Raw genomic sequence first — 13,484 nt, forward strand, 5'->3', positions numbered from 1 at the left:
CCGCGAGGCCGAAGCCGCGATGCGCGAACGCGCCAAGGAATGGGTCGGCCGGATGGATTTCGTCAGCCGCGAAGAATTCGAAGCGGTGAAGCAGATGGCCGCAACCGCGCGCGCCGAGACCGAGGCGCTGAAGGCGCGGCTGGACAAGCTGGAAGGCGGAGCGAATCCTGCGGCTGCGCCGAAGGCCGCTGCGGCCAAGCCTGCGGCTGCGCCGAAAGCTGCGGCCAAGCCTGCGGCTGCGCCTAAAGCTGCGGCGAAGCCGAAAGCTGCGCCAAAGACATAAGTCGTCACCCCGGCGAAGGACGGGGTCTCACCCTCGCGTCTTTCGGCACTGGCGAGATCCCGGCCTTCGCCGGGATGACGATTGGTGGTGGGCATCGCGACTCGCCACCCGATCGAACAGCCGCTAAAGCGCCCCCATGAGCGAAGATATTTACGACGACGAGGACGGCCAGGACGCAGCACCGATGGATATGCTGTCGTCCTATTTTGCCGCGCACGACTGGCCGCACGAGATGGTCGGCGAGGACGAGATCGTCGCGACCGCGCAGGGCAGCTGGACGACCTACGAGCTGCGCGCCGTGTGGCGCGCCGACGACGGGGTCATCCAGTTGCTCGCCTTTCCCGACATCCGCGTCGTCGAGGACAAGCGCGCCGTCGCGCACGAGGCGCTGGCGCTGATCAACGAGCAATTGTGGCTGGGCCATTTCGAGCTGTGGTCGAACAGTGGCACGATATTGTTCCGCCACGGGATGCTGATCGGCGGCGACGCATCCTTGTCGCTCGACATGACTGAGACGCTGATCGAAAGCGCGATCGACGAATGCGAGCGCTTTTACCCAGTGTTCCAGTTCGTGCTGTGGGGCGGCAAATCGCCTGCCGAGGCGCTGGCGGCATCGCTGATCGAGACGCGGGGCGAGGCCTGAGGCCTTTCTCCCTGATCCGTTCGTCCTGAGGAGGGACTGAGCCTTGGCGAAGGCCCGTCTCGAAGGACCAGGCGGGCGCGCAGGTCCTTCGAGACGCCATTTCGACAAGCTCAATGGCCCCTCAGGACGAACGGATTGAGGGGAATGCCTACCGTTTCTCGAACCGCGTCAGCCCCGCGCCCAGCTCGTTCGCCCCGATCGCCAGCGGCTCGCCGCTCCAGTCGGCAACAAACACCGACGTGCGACCGATGCCCGCGGGCAGGCTGGCGCGGTTGCCGGTGATCGACAGGCCGCGCGACGGATTCTTGCGTTCCTCGGCGGCCACCGCGATCAGTGCCGAGTAATTTTCCTTGTCCTTGCCTTGCACGAACATGTTGTTCGCGATCTGGCCGACCGATCCTGACGAGAGGTCGATCATATAGTTGGTCGCCGTCCCTTGGGTGTCGTCGAAGCTGTTGTCGTTGATATCGACCGCGATGGCTCGCGTTTTGAGATAATGGCCGCCGCTGCCCTTTTCGAAGCGAGTCCGCGTCACGACGACCTTGCCATAAATCCCGGTGTAAACGCTGTGCGCACAGCTGAGCCCGCGGTCGCAGCGACCGAGGCGCGAGAAGGTCGAGCGGTCGATCGTCAGCGTGGCGTCGGGATCGTCGGCGGTCAAAATGCCCTGCTCGCTGTTGCGGAACATCGCGTTTACGATGTCGAGGTTACTTGTTTCCAGCCGGACGCCCGCGCCATTGCCGTCGGGGACGCGCATATTCTGGAACACCAGTCCGTCGATCCGCGCGCCCGCGCCGCGCAGCACCAGCGCGGCCTTGCCCTCGCAAGTGACGCCGTCGAAGATGGCCCGGCCGGGTTCGGCAGCGACAAACGCAATGCGGCCCGCCGTCTGTACGGCGCAGTCGCGGTGATAGCCGGGGGCGATGCGGATCGTCCCCTCGCCGTCGCCAATTGCGTTGACGGCGTCCTGTAGCCGCCCAAAGCTGCGGCCATCGACACTGTAAGGCGCGCCGCCAGTTTGCGCGGGCAGCGGCGCCGGGGCGAGGAGGAGCGGCAGGGCGAGCAGCGGCAACATCGGCCGACGGAAAAGGGACTTAAGCATGAACGCCCTATAGCGCGTTTCGCGCCGTCAGTCGTTTGCGAAGGCGGTTAATCGCGGGCGCGTCCCGTTGTCGGACAGGAGGTCGGGCGAACATTAAGACCTTCGTCATGCTGAACTTGTTTCAGCATCCATGGCCTGCCCTCTCAACAAACGCCGCGGTTAAGAACATGTCCGGCCATGGACCCTGAAACAAGTTGGCAATTGTGCCCTTGCACCAAGTAAGCGGCTGTTCCCCGGCGAAAGCCGGGGCCCAGGGCGTTAGCAGGCGAACGTCGTTTTGTGGCTCCCTGGACCCCGGCTTTCGCCGGGGAGCATGTACTTGCAAGAACGGGATGACCGCCAAACAAGTTCAGGGTGACAATGATGCAAAGACTCAATCCAGATTGGGTCGCAGCCAGCGCGTCGCAGTTTCTAGATCGACCCCCCGGCGGCGCGCATAATCTTGCAGCTGGTCGCTGCCGATCCGCGCGACCCCGAAATACTGGCTTTCGGGGTGGCCGAAGTAAAAGCCGCTGACCGCCGCGGTCGGCAGCATCGCGAAATTTTCGGTCAGCACCAGCCCGGCATTCTCCTCCGCCGACAGCAGTTCGAACAGGATCGGTTTCAGGCTGTGGTCGGGACAGGCGGGATAGCCGGGCGCCGGACGGATGCCGCGATATTCCTCCTTGATCAGCGCCTCATTGGTCAGCTGTTCGCCCGGCGCATAGCCCCATAGGGTGGTGCGGACATGCTGGTGCAGCCGCTCGGCAAAGGCTTCGGCAAAGCGGTCGGCCAGCGCCTTCAGCAGGATGTCCGAATAATCGTCCTTGTCGGCGCGGAAGCGTTCGGAAAACGGCTCGAGACCGTGGATCCCGACCGCGAAGCCGCCGATCCAGTCGCCCGCCGGATCGATGAAATCGGCGAGGCACATGTTGGCGCGGTCGCGGCTTTTCTTGATCTGCTGGCGCAGGAAGGGGAGCGTCACATGGCGCTCTTCCTCAGCCAAGTGGATCGTCACATCGTCGCCGTCGCGCGCGCACGGCCAGAAGGCGCAGACGCCGCGGGCGGTCAGCCATTTTTCGGCGATCAGCTGGTCGAGCATCGCGTCGGCGTCGGCCTTCAGCGCGCGCGCCGTCTCACCAACCACCTCGTCGTCCATGATCGACGGCCAGGTGCCGTGCAATTCCCACGCGCGAAAGAACGGCGTCCAGTCGATGCAGTCGCGCAAATCTTCGAGCGACCAGTCGTCGAAGCGGTGAAGCCCGGGTTGCAAGGGCGGTGCGGGCTTGTCGCTGAGATAGGCGTCGTAATAATTGGCGCGTGCTTCTTCGAGGGTGTGGAGGACGCTCTGCCCCTTGCCCGCGCGCACGTCGCGGATATGGCCATAGTCGTCCTTGTAACCCTGCACATAGGCGTCGCGCCCGGTGTCGCTGACCAGCGCCGTTGCCACGCCGACCGCGCGGCTCGCGTCGAGGACGTGAAGCACCGGCCCCTGATAGGCGGGATCGATACGCAGCGCGGTGTGGACTTTTGACGTCGTGGCGCCACCGATCAGCAGCGGCATCGTCATCCCGGCGCGCTGCATTTCCTCGGCGACCGTCACCATCTCGTCGAGCGAGGGGGTGATCAAGCCCGACAGGCCGATCATGTCGGCGTCATTCTCGTTCGCCGCTTCCAGAATTTTCGACCATGGCACCATCACGCCGAGATCGATGATCTCGAAGCCATTACATTGCAGCACGACGCCGACGATATTCTTGCCGATATCGTGGACGTCGCCCTTGACGGTGGCCATGATGACCTTGCCCTTGCCCTTCGCGCCCGGCTCTTTGGCGGCTTCGATGAAGGGCAGCAGATGCGCGACGGCTTTTTTCATCACGCGCGCCGATTTGACGACCTGCGGCAGGAACATCTTGCCCGACCCGAACAGGTCGCCGACGACGTTCATGCCATCCATCAACGGCCCCTCGATCACTTCGATCGGGCGCGGCATCAGCTGGCGCATTTCTTCGGTGTCTTCGACGACATAGGCGTCGATGCCCTTGACCAGCGCATGTTCGAGCCGCTTGGCGACCGGCCAGCCGCGCCATTCCTCGGCGGCCTTTTCCTGCGCGGGATTGCTGCCCTTGTAGCGTTCGGCGAGCGCGATCAGCCGCTCGGTCGGGCTTTCGGCCTCGCCGTCCTTCTTGCGGTTGAGCACGACATCCTCGCAGGCTTCGCGCAGTTCGGGATCGATCGTGTCGTACACGTCGAGCTGCCCCGCGTTGACGATCGCCATGTCGAGACCGGCGGGGATCGCATGATAGAGAAAGACGCTGTGCATCGCGCGGCGCACCGTTTCGTTGCCGCGAAAGCCGAACGACAGGTTCGACAGGCCGCCCGAGAAATGGACATGCGGACAGCGGACGCGGATGACCTTGACCGCCTCGATGAAATCGACGGCGTAATTGTCATGTTCTTCGAGGCCGGTGGCGACCGCGAAGACGTTGGGATCGAAGATGATGTCCTCGGGCGGGAAGCCGATCGTCATGAGCAGCTTGTAGGCGCGCTCGCAAATCTCGATCTTGCGCTCTTTGGTGTCGGCTTGCCCGACCTCGTCGAACGCCATCACGACGACCGCGGCGCCATTGGCCATGCATTTGCGGGCATTTTCGAGGAAGGGTTCTTCGCCTTCCTTCATGCTGATCGAATTGACGATCGGCTTGCCAGGGACACACTTCAGCCCCGCCTCGATCACCGACCATTTCGAGCTGTCGATCATCACCGGCACCCGCGCGATGTCGGGTTCGGCGGCGATGAGCTTGAGGAAGGTGGTCATCGCATATTCGGCGTCGAGCAGGCCTTCGTCCATGTTGACGTCGATGATCTGGGCGCCGTTTTCGACCTGCTGACGCGCGACCTCGACCGCCGCGGCATAGTCGTCGGCAAGGATCAGCTTCTTGAACGCCGCCGATCCGGTGACGTTGGTGCGTTCGCCGATGTTGACGAAATTGGTGGCGGAGGCGGTTGTCTCGGTCATTTGTTATCCAAAATCCTCCCCACTGGTGGGGAGGGGGACCGCCGCGAAGCGGTGGTGGAGGGGGCTCTCGTCAAAAAACTTGGCTGCTGACCGAGAACCCCCTCCGTCAGCGCTGCGCGCGGCCACCTCCCCACGAGTGGGGAGGATCGATCATGCCGCCATCGTAAACGGCTCCAGCCCGGCGAGCCGCGTCCGCACCGGCACTTGCGGGATCTGCCGCGCCGGAAGCCCCGCGATCGCCTTTGCCATCGCAGCGATATGCGCGGGGGTCGATCCGCAGCAGCCGCCCAGGATATTGACCTGGCCATGCTCGGCCCATTCGCGCACCAATTCCGCCGTGGTCTCGGGCAGCTCGTCATATTCGCCGAGTTCGTTGGGCAGCCCGGCGTTGGGATAGACCATCACCAGTGCATCGGCGATTTCGGAGAGCACTTTGACATGCGGACGCAGCTGCGCGGCGCCGAACGAGCAGTTCAGCCCGATCGTCAGCGGCTTCGCATGACGCACCGCGTACCAGAAGGCCTCGACCGTGTGGCCCGACAGGTTGCGACCCGACAGGTCGGTCAGCGTCATCGAGATCATCAGCGGCAATTCGCGCCCGACCTTCGTTTCGGCCTCCAGGGTCGCGGCGATGCCCGCCTTGGCATTGAGCGTGTCGAAGATCGTCTCGATCAGGATGAAGTCGGCTCCGCCCTCGGCGAGCGCGATGACCTGTTCCAGATAGACGTCCTTCAGCTCGTCGAAATCGATTTCGCGGAAACCGGGATTGTTGACGTCGGGCGACAGCGACAGCGTCTTGTTCGTCGGCCCGACCGCGCCCGCGATGAAGCGGCGGCGACCGTCGATCGCTTCATATTTGTCGGCGGCTTCGCGCCCCAGCCGCGCGCTTTCATGGTTGATGTCGGCGACCAGATGTTCGGCGCCATAATCGGCTTGGCTGATCCGGTTAGCGCTAAAGGTGTTGGTCGACACAATGTCCGACCCCGCCGCCAGATAGGCTTCGCCGATCGCGGTGACCACGTCGGTGCGCGTGAGCGCCAAGATGTCGTTATTGCCCTTCTGGTCATGCGTCAGGCCAAGATTTCCGGCATAATCGGCCTCGACCAGCTTGCGATCCTGAATCTGCGTCCCCCAGCCGCCGTCGGTCAGCAGGATGCGGGTTTTTGCTGCTGCCACCAATGCTTCGCGTGCGCTGCTCATGCTGCCTGATCCTTTGCGTTCGCGACCGGCCGCAGCCCCAGCAAATGACAAATCGCATAGCTGAGCTCAGCGCGGTTAAGCGTGTAGAAATGGAAATCGCGGACCCCGCCTGCATACAGCCGGCGGCACATTTCGGCGGCCACGGTTGCGGCGACCAGCTGGCGCGCGCCAGGATGATCGTCCAGCCCGTCGAACAGCGACACCATCCACGCCGGGATGGCGGTGCCGCACATATCGGCCATGCGCCGCGTCTGTGACACGTTCGACACTGGCAAGATGCCCGGAATGATCGGCGCGTCGATGCCCGCCGCGGCCGCCGCATCGCGGAAACGCAGGAAGCTGTCTGGCGAGAAAAAGAACTGCGTGATCGCACGGTTCGCCCCGGCGTCGAGCTTGCGCTTCAGATTGTCCAGGTCAGCCTGCGGGCAATCGGCGTCGGGATGGGTTTCAGGATAGGCGGCGACCGAGATTTCGAACGGCGCGACCGCTTTCAGTCCCGCGACCAGCTCGACCGCATTGGCGTAGCCGTCGGGGTGCGCACGATAGGGCGCGCCACCCGGCACGTCACCGCGCAGCGCGACAATGTGGCGTACTCCGGCCTCCCAATAGGCCTCTGCTACCTCGTTGATTTCAGCGCGCGAGGCTTCGACGCAGGTCAAATGCGCGGCGGGCGGCACGGCGCTTTCGGCGGCGATGCGGGCGACGGTCGAATGGGTGCGTTCGCGCGTCGAGCCGCCCGCGCCGTAGGTGACCGACACGAAGCGCGGCGCCAAAGGCTCCAGCGTCCGGAACGTGTCCCACAGCTGCGCTTCCATCTTCTCGGTCTTGGGCGGGAAAAATTCGAAACTGACGCCGATGTCGCCATCCAGATTGGCGAACAGCGGCGAGGCCGCGGCGCGGCGCGCTTCCGCGAGCGAATTCAAATTCGACGTCATGCCGCAAGCCTTTTACTTTGCCCGTCGCCATCGTGAGCGACCGGCGGTTGATCTTCATCGCTGCGTCGGCGGCCAAGCCAAAGCTTGACGACCAGCTCGCCCCCTTCGAGGGTTTGGGTGTTTTCCAGCAGCAGCCCCGCCGACGCTAACCAGCCGCGGATCTGCGCGTCCGAAAAGCCGAGGCGTGCGTGCGCCGCCTGATCGCGCAGCGCCTCGTCGCCATGCGGCGCAAAATCGACGATCAGCAGATGGCCGCCGCCGCGCAGCACTCGGCTCGCCTCGGCAATCACCCGGTCGGGTTCGTGGGCAAAGTGGAGCGCCTGATGAATGACAATGCTGTCGACGCTCGCGTCACCGACCGGCAGGTTGAGGAAATCGCCTTGCACCAGATCGACCGGGACCGCCTGCCCCGCCAGCTTCGCCCGCGCGATGCGCAGCATTTCAGGGCTGCGGTCGAGCGCGGTAATCCGGCGCGCGGTCGGCGCAAATATCTCCGCCATCCGTCCGGTGCCGGTGCCGATGTCGAGCAAATGGCCGAGCCTGCGGTTGTGCATCATCGCCAGCATCGCCGCCTCAACCTCGCTTTCGGCGACGTGGCGCGAGCGGATCGCGTCCCATTCGGCAGCATGTTCGGCGAAATAGCGTTCGGCGACCGCGACGCGTTCGTCGCGCACCGCCGCCAGGCGCCGCGCGTCATGCGCGATCACCAGCGCCTCGCGCGCCGAGAACGGCCAGCTTTCGGCTTGCCCAATGATGTCGGCAATCGGCCCGCTCTTGGCGATCCGCAGGAACACCCAGCTGCCCTCGCGCCGCCGCTCGACAATCCCTGCTTCGACCAGGATGCGGACATGGCGCGACACCCGCGGCTGGCTCTGGTCGAGCACGACCGCCAGTTCGCCGATCGCCAGCTCCATCTCGCGCAGCAAGGCGACGACTCGTAAGCGCGTCGGGTCGGCCAGCGCCCGAAAGATGTCGATCAGCTCACTCATGGGATCACATATAAAGCTTTCTTTATATCTGGTCAACCAAGCTGCGCACCCCTATTTCCGCCAAAGCCGACTGGTCCGCAAGCCATTCGCCATGAAACATATCGGCGCCCGAAAAAAGGGCGTTGCACGTCATTTGCCGAGCGAGTAATTCTGCGCGGGATTGGCATATTCCGGGATCGATCTGTTCCTGTGCCGGTCGATCAGTTCAAACCGAGAGGGGTTTCCCAAATGAAAAAATCGATCACCATGTCGCTCGTCCTCGCCGCATCGCTCGGCCTCGCCGCTTGCGGTGAAAAGGCTGCCGAAGACGCAGCCGTCACCACCGAAGATACGGCAACCGTCGAAGGCGCGGCTGACGGCGCGATGGAAGCCGCCGAAGGCGCTGCTGACGCTGCTGCGACCGCTGGCGCCGCTGCTGAAGGCGCAGCTGACGCCGCCGCTGCTGGCGACGCTGCGACCGCAACCGACAAGGCTGCCGAAGCTGCTGGCGCCGCCCAGGAAGCGACCGACGCCGCCAAGGGCGCGATGGAAGAAGCCAAGAAGTAAGCTTCTTACCGGTCGGTTCGGCCAAAGAAACAAGGGGGGTCGTCAGTTTGCTGGCGCCCCTTTTGTTCGTTTTGCGAGCCCTTGGTGTCCCGCCAAGGGCCAAAAGCTATTGATTGCCAAGCTTCGCATCCCTCGCTAACTCTTTCCATCTATGGTCGGTCATGCGGCCATTGTTTTCGAAAGGAATACCCATGCGCAAGATCCTCATCGCTTCGATGGCCGCCGCGGCCTTCAGCCTCACTGCCTGCTCGGAAAAGACCCAAGACGCCGCTAGCGAAACCGCCGATTCGATGGCTGACGACGCCGCCGCCACCGGCGACGCCATGGCCGAAGGCGCTGCCGACGCAGCCGACGCCACCGCTGCTGCTGCCGACGATGCCGCTGCCGCGACCGCCGCTGCTGCCGACAAGGCCGGCAATGCTGTCGAAGGCACCGTCAACGCTGCTGGCGACGCTGCTGCGGCCGCCGGTGACAAGATCGAAGCTGAAACCAAGAAGGCCGAAGCCAACGACAAGTAAGTCGTTGGCGCGCCTATGAGCGTGCGACTATAGAAAGGGCTCCATCCCCCGCGGATGGAGCCCTTTTTTGTGGGAGAGAAATCGATGCACCGCCGCGGCCCCGTCGCAATTCTGATCGCCGCGACGCTGGTCGCGGGATGCAGCCGCACCGATAACGAACCCGGCCCCGGCGGAGTGACGGTCAGCGAGGCAAAGGCGCTCGACGATGCCGCCGAAATGCTCGAAAGCCGCGCTGCCGCCCCAGCAGCCGCAGCTGAGACGACCAGCGGCGCGAGCGAGACAGTGGACAGATAGCGTCTTCCCCTTCGCGCACAGCAACGTTAGTCTTGGATGGCCTCGCGACTGGCGCTGAAGATGGAGACCCATCGGGAAGCGGGGCTGGTGGACATGCCATTTCGAGCCGCGCGCCTGGGTGATCCACTGCAACTGCAAGGACATCCGTATGACCGACGCGCCCGCAACCGTTGCCCACACTACGATAGTTTTCCTGCTGTTTCCGGGCATTACCCAGCTCGATTTCACCGCGCCCGCGCAGGCGCTGTGCCGGATGCCCGGCGCGCGGCTGGTCGGCGCAGCGGCGAACCGAGACCCGATCGCCACCGATTGCGGCTTCTCGATCCTGCCGACCGACGAATTCGCCAGCTGTCCGCCAGCCGACATCCTGTGCATCCCCGGCGGGCATGGCGTCACCGAGGCATTGAACGACCTCGCAACGATCGACTTCATCGCGCGCCAAGCCGCGGGCGCGCGCTGGGTGACGAGCGTCTGCACCGGCGCCTTCCTGCTCGGCCGCGCCGGGTTGCTGACCGGCAAGCGGGCGACAACGCATTGGGCCTATGCCCATCTGCTCCCGCTGGTCGGCGCTGAACCGGTGAATGCGCGCATCGTCGAGGACGGAAATGTGGTCACCAGCGGCGGCGTGACGTCGGGGCTGGATTTCGCGCTGACGCTGATCGGCCGGCTGCACGGCGACGCGGTGGCGCAGGCGATCCAGCTCGCGATCGAATATGACCCCGCGCCGCCCTATGTCGGTGGGCACCCCGACCGGACGCCCGCTGCGATTACCGCTGGACTGAAGACGCGCGTTTATGACGCCGCAGCGGCGCGGATGGAGCAGGCGCTGGAGCGTTCGCTCTAGTAGTCCTCCCTGTCGCGCAGCGATGGGGAGGGGGACCGTTCGCGAAGCGAATGGTGGAGGGGCAGCGACGTTTGCGCCAAAGCCCCTCCGTCAGCACTTCGTGCTGCCACCTCCCCATCGCTGCGCGACAGGGAGGATTGATCGCTAACGACAGTCAGCCAGCGCAATCTCGAACAGCTTCGGCCAATATTTTCCGGTGACGAACAGGCGCTTCTTCTTCGCGTCCCATGCGATGCCGTTGAGGACGCTGTCATGGCCCGTGGCACCGGCCTGTTCCTTCAATCCCGACAGGTCGATGTAGGATTTGATGGCGCCGCTGGCCGGGTCGATCCGCACGATCAGGTCGGTCATCCAGACGTTGGCCCAGATTTCGCCGTCGATCGTCTCCAGTTCGTTGAGCATCGCCAGCGGGCGGGTGCCGAAGCGCACCGTGACGCGCCGCTGCTCGGTCATCGTCGCGGGATCGAAGAAGCGCAGCTGTGAGGTGCCGTCGCTCAGCGCCAAACTGTCGCCGACCATGGTGACGCCCCACCCCTCACCGGCATATTTGAAGGTGCCGGCGGGTTTCAGATCCTTGATCCGCCAGCGATTGCCAACCCCGCCCTGCCAAGTGACGCCGATGATCTGGTCGCGCCAGCGCGTGATACCTTCGCCGAATTGGTCGGGGGGCAGGCTGGTCTGCGCGACTGCCTTGCCGGTCTTGAGGTCGAGCCGCGCAACGCGCGAGCGGCCATATTGGCCGGTGGCTTCGTACAGATGGCCGCCCTCCCAGAACAGGCCCTGGGTAAAGCTGGTTGCGTCGTGGGGGTAGCTTTGGACGATGCGATAGCCGCAGCGTTCTATCACTTGCGGTCCGGCGGGCGTGGCAACGGCGGGATTGGTGAGCAGTGCGAAGGCAAGGGCGAACATCATTGCGGCCTAGTTATGCGGCATCGCCTTAACCGGCAATGTCCCACGCGCCCTATTTCGTCATGCCGGACTTGATCCGGCATCCATGACCGCGCCGCCGCAATGGACCCCGGATCAAAGTCCGGGGTGACGATGAGAATCACGGGCAAAGAAAAGGGCCGGAGGATTGCTCCCCCGACCCTCTTTTCATTGGCTGAGCGCCGAACGGTTTGGACTTAGAAGTCCATGCCGCCCATGCCGCCCATGCCGCCGCCGCCCATGGGCATGGCGGGCTTGTCTTCGGGCGTTTCGGCGATGCCGGCTTCGGTGGTGATCAGCAGACCAGCAACCGAGGCGGCGTCCTGCAACGCGACGCGAACGACCTTGGTCGGATCGATCACACCGGCCTTGACCAGGTCTTCATAGACGTCGGTCGAGGCGTTGAAGCCGAAGTTGCTGTCATTCTGGTCGAACAGCTTGCCGGCGACGACGCCGCCGTCAAAACCGGCGTTTTCGGCGATCTGGCGAACCGGAGCCTGCAGCGCGCGACGGATGATGTCGATGCCGCGGGTCTGGTCTTCGTTCACGCCGGTCAGGCCTTCGAGCGCCTTGGTGGCGTACAGCAGCGCGGTACCGCCGCCGGGGACGATGCCTTCTTCGACCGCAGCGCGGGTTGCGTGGAGAGCGTCATCGACGCGATCCTTGCGTTCCTTCACTTCGACTTCCGAAGCGCCGCCGACCTTGATCACCGCAACACCGCCAGCGAGCTTCGCCAGACGTTCCTGCAGCTTTTCCTTGTCGTAATCGCTGGTCGTCGTTTCGATCTGCGCGCGGATCTGTTCGACGCGGCCCTTGATCGTGTCGGCATCGCCGGCACCATCGACGATCGTCGTGTTGTCCTTGTCGATCGTGACGCGCTTGGCCTGGCCCAGCATGTTCAGCGTGACGGTTTCGAGCTTGATGCCCAGGTCTTCGCTGATCATTTCACCGTTGGTGAGGATCGCGATGTCCTGCAGCATCGCCTTGCGGCGATCGCCGAAGCCGGGTGCCTTGACGGCCGCGACCTTCAGGCCGCCGCGCAGGCGGTTGACCACCAGCGTGGCGAGCGCTTCGCCTTCGATGTCTTCGGCGATGATCAGCAGCGGACGTCCCGACTGCACAACCGCTTCGAGAATCGGCAGCATCGACTGAAGGTTCGACAGCTTCTTTTCAAAGATCAGGATGTACGGATCGGCCAGCTCGACGAGCATCTTTTCCGGGTTGGTGATGAAATAAGGCGACAGATAGCCGCGGTCGAACTGCATGCCTTCGACAACGTCGAGCTCGAAATCGAGACCCTTGGCTTCCTCGACGGTGATCACGCCTTCCTTGCCGACCTTGTCCATCGCCTGAGCGATTTTCTCGCCGACTTCGGTGTCGCCATTGGCCGAAATGATGCCGACCTGCGCGATTTCGGCAGTGCCCGAAACCGGCTTCGACTGCGCCTTGATCGTTTCGACAACCTTGGTGACCGCGAGGTCGATGCCGCGCTTCAGGTCCATCGGGTTCATGCCGGCGGCAACCGACTTCATGCCTTCGCGGACGATTGCCTGCGCCAGGACGGTCGCGGTGGTCGTGCCGTCACCGGCGAGGTCGTTGGTCTTCGAAGCAACTTCGCGGACCATCTGCGCGCCCATGTTTTCGAACTTGTCCTTGAGTTCGATTTCCTTGGCGACGGTGACGCCGTCCTTGGTGATGCGGGGGGCGCCGAAGCTCTTGTCGATGACGACGTTGCGGCCCTTGGGACCGAGGGTCACCTTCACCGCGTCGGCGAGGATGTCGACGCCGCGCAGAATGCGTTCGCGCGCGTCGCGGCTAAATTTTACGTCTTTTGCAGCCATGTGGATGCTCCTTCAAAAATGGCAGAAAACTGCGCAACTTCACTCGAGATTCGATCAAATCGCTCAGGCGATGACGCCGAGGATGTCCGATTCCTTCATGATCAACAGCTCTTCGCCGTCGACCTTGACTTCGGTGCCCGACCATTTGCCGAACAGGATGCGGTCGCCGGCCTTGACGTCGAGCGGGGTCACCTTGCCATCATCGGCGCGGGCGCCCGAACCAACGGAGACGACTTCGCCTTCCTGCGGCTTTTCCTTGGCGGTGTCGGGGATGATGATGCCGCCAGCCGTTTTTTCTTCGGCTTCGATACGGCGGACGAGCACTCGGTCGTGCAGCGGACGAAATTGCATGGATATCCCTCCA

At 64.0% G+C, this 13,484-nt stretch carries 14 protein-coding genes and 1 riboswitch; of the genes, 6 read left to right on the top strand and 8 right to left on the bottom strand.

From position 1 onward, the window contains the following. On the top strand, positions 1-283 hold a 283-nt coding region (locus VGN68_RS00360; protein WP_327472757.1), incomplete at its 5' end, for an accessory factor UbiK family protein. 136 nt (positions 284-419) lie between these two features. Next, positions 420-926 (top strand): YbjN domain-containing protein, encoded by a 507-nt coding sequence (locus VGN68_RS00365; RefSeq protein WP_293698057.1) that lies wholly within the window; start codon positions 420-422, stop codon positions 924-926. A gap of 148 nt (positions 927-1,074) precedes the next feature. On the opposite strand, the gene VGN68_RS00370 is transcribed toward VGN68_RS00365, so the two are convergent. The 5 genes from VGN68_RS00370 to VGN68_RS00390 form a co-directional block, all read right to left on the bottom strand. Further along, a complete protein-coding gene (locus tag VGN68_RS00370; RefSeq protein WP_327472763.1) occupies positions 1,075-2,028 on the bottom strand; it encodes a right-handed parallel beta-helix repeat-containing protein in 954 nt (317 codons plus the stop codon). 373 nt (positions 2,029-2,401) lie between these two features. After that, complete coding sequence (gene metH, locus VGN68_RS00375) at positions 2,402-5,026, bottom strand: methionine synthase (RefSeq protein ID WP_327472765.1); 2,625 nt, start codon at positions 5,024-5,026, stop codon at positions 2,402-2,404. Positions 5,027-5,176: 150 nt separating this feature from the next. Continuing rightward, the gene (locus VGN68_RS00380; protein WP_327472767.1) at positions 5,177-6,226 is read right to left on the bottom strand and encodes a homocysteine S-methyltransferase family protein; all 1,050 of its coding nucleotides are present in this window, start codon (positions 6,224-6,226) and stop codon (positions 5,177-5,179) included. Continuing rightward, positions 6,223-7,161, bottom strand: coding sequence for a methylenetetrahydrofolate reductase (metF, locus tag VGN68_RS00385; RefSeq protein WP_327472769.1), 939 nt, complete (start codon positions 7,159-7,161; stop codon positions 6,223-6,225). The genes VGN68_RS00380 and metF overlap by 4 nt, the downstream gene beginning before the upstream one ends. Further along, a complete protein-coding gene (locus VGN68_RS00390; RefSeq protein WP_327472771.1) occupies positions 7,158-8,150 on the bottom strand; it encodes a metalloregulator ArsR/SmtB family transcription factor in 993 nt (330 codons plus the stop codon). The genes metF and VGN68_RS00390 overlap by 4 nt, the downstream gene beginning before the upstream one ends. A gap of 228 nt (positions 8,151-8,378) precedes the next feature. Here VGN68_RS00390 and VGN68_RS00395 point away from each other — a divergent pair, with 228 nt between their 5' ends. The 4 genes from VGN68_RS00395 (at position 8,379) to VGN68_RS00410 (ending at position 10,352) form a co-directional block, all read left to right on the top strand. Then, positions 8,379-8,696 carry a hypothetical protein gene (locus VGN68_RS00395; RefSeq protein WP_327472773.1) on the top strand — a complete coding sequence of 106 codons (318 nt, stop codon included), beginning with the start codon at positions 8,379-8,381 and terminating at the stop codon, positions 8,694-8,696. Between the two features lie 191 nt (positions 8,697-8,887). Next, positions 8,888-9,214 (top strand): entericidin EcnAB, encoded by a 327-nt coding sequence (locus VGN68_RS00400; protein WP_293700353.1) that lies wholly within the window; start codon positions 8,888-8,890, stop codon positions 9,212-9,214. Between the two features lie 84 nt (positions 9,215-9,298). Continuing rightward, positions 9,299-9,508 carry a hypothetical protein gene (locus VGN68_RS00405; RefSeq protein ID WP_327472781.1) on the top strand — a complete coding sequence of 70 codons (210 nt, stop codon included), beginning with the start codon at positions 9,299-9,301 and terminating at the stop codon, positions 9,506-9,508. Between the two features lie 34 nt (positions 9,509-9,542). After that, positions 9,543-9,635: riboswitch (ZMP/ZTP riboswitch) on the top strand. A gap of 21 nt (positions 9,636-9,656) precedes the next feature. Further along, positions 9,657-10,352 (top strand): DJ-1/PfpI family protein, encoded by a 696-nt coding sequence (locus VGN68_RS00410; protein ID WP_327472783.1) that lies wholly within the window; start codon positions 9,657-9,659, stop codon positions 10,350-10,352. A 144-nt stretch (positions 10,353-10,496) separates the two neighbouring features. Here VGN68_RS00410 and VGN68_RS00415 read toward each other — a convergent pair whose 3' ends face one another. The 3 genes from VGN68_RS00415 to groES form a co-directional block, all read right to left on the bottom strand. Beyond that, complete coding sequence (locus VGN68_RS00415; protein WP_327472785.1) at positions 10,497-11,264, bottom strand: glutaminyl-peptide cyclotransferase; 768 nt, start codon at positions 11,262-11,264, stop codon at positions 10,497-10,499. Positions 11,265-11,476: 212 nt separating this feature from the next. Next, the gene (gene groL, locus VGN68_RS00420; protein WP_327472787.1) at positions 11,477-13,120 is read right to left on the bottom strand and encodes a chaperonin GroEL; all 1,644 of its coding nucleotides are present in this window, start codon (positions 13,118-13,120) and stop codon (positions 11,477-11,479) included. Positions 13,121-13,183: 63 nt separating this feature from the next. Next, positions 13,184-13,471: a co-chaperone GroES gene (groES, locus tag VGN68_RS00425; RefSeq protein WP_088440350.1), complete on the bottom strand. Its 288-nt coding sequence runs from the start codon at positions 13,469-13,471 to the stop codon at positions 13,184-13,186. Positions 13,472-13,484 lie beyond the last annotated feature (13 nt).

Origin of the sequence: Sphingopyxis sp. (assembly GCF_035998965.1) — a bacterium.
Taxonomy (GTDB): domain Bacteria; phylum Pseudomonadota; class Alphaproteobacteria; order Sphingomonadales; family Sphingomonadaceae; genus Sphingopyxis.

Bases quoted from the DNA above. Each gene is read 5' to 3' on its own strand.
- groES (WP_088440350.1), bottom strand. From the start codon at position 13,471: ATGCAATTTCGTCCGCTGCACGACCGAGTGCTCGTCCGCCGTATCGAA.
- VGN68_RS00395 (WP_327472773.1), top strand. From the start codon at position 8,379: ATGAAAAAATCGATCACCATGTCGCTCGTCCTCGCCGCATCGCTCGGC.
- VGN68_RS00365 (WP_293698057.1), top strand. From the start codon at position 420: ATGAGCGAAGATATTTACGACGACGAGGACGGCCAGGACGCAGCACCG.
- groL (WP_327472787.1), bottom strand. From the start codon at position 13,120: ATGGCTGCAAAAGACGTAAAATTTAGCCGCGACGCGCGCGAACGCATT.
- VGN68_RS00405 (WP_327472781.1), top strand. From the start codon at position 9,299: ATGCACCGCCGCGGCCCCGTCGCAATTCTGATCGCCGCGACGCTGGTC.
- metH (WP_327472765.1), bottom strand. From the start codon at position 5,026: ATGACCGAGACAACCGCCTCCGCCACCAATTTCGTCAACATCGGCGAA.
- VGN68_RS00370 (WP_327472763.1), bottom strand. From the start codon at position 2,028: ATGCTTAAGTCCCTTTTCCGTCGGCCGATGTTGCCGCTGCTCGCCCTG.
- VGN68_RS00415 (WP_327472785.1), bottom strand. From the start codon at position 11,264: ATGATGTTCGCCCTTGCCTTCGCACTGCTCACCAATCCCGCCGTTGCC.
- VGN68_RS00400 (WP_293700353.1), top strand. From the start codon at position 8,888: ATGCGCAAGATCCTCATCGCTTCGATGGCCGCCGCGGCCTTCAGCCTC.
- VGN68_RS00410 (WP_327472783.1), top strand. From the start codon at position 9,657: ATGACCGACGCGCCCGCAACCGTTGCCCACACTACGATAGTTTTCCTG.
- metF (WP_327472769.1), bottom strand. From the start codon at position 7,161: ATGACGTCGAATTTGAATTCGCTCGCGGAAGCGCGCCGCGCCGCGGCC.
- VGN68_RS00380 (WP_327472767.1), bottom strand. From the start codon at position 6,226: ATGAGCAGCGCACGCGAAGCATTGGTGGCAGCAGCAAAAACCCGCATC.
- VGN68_RS00390 (WP_327472771.1), bottom strand. From the start codon at position 8,150: ATGAGTGAGCTGATCGACATCTTTCGGGCGCTGGCCGACCCGACGCGC.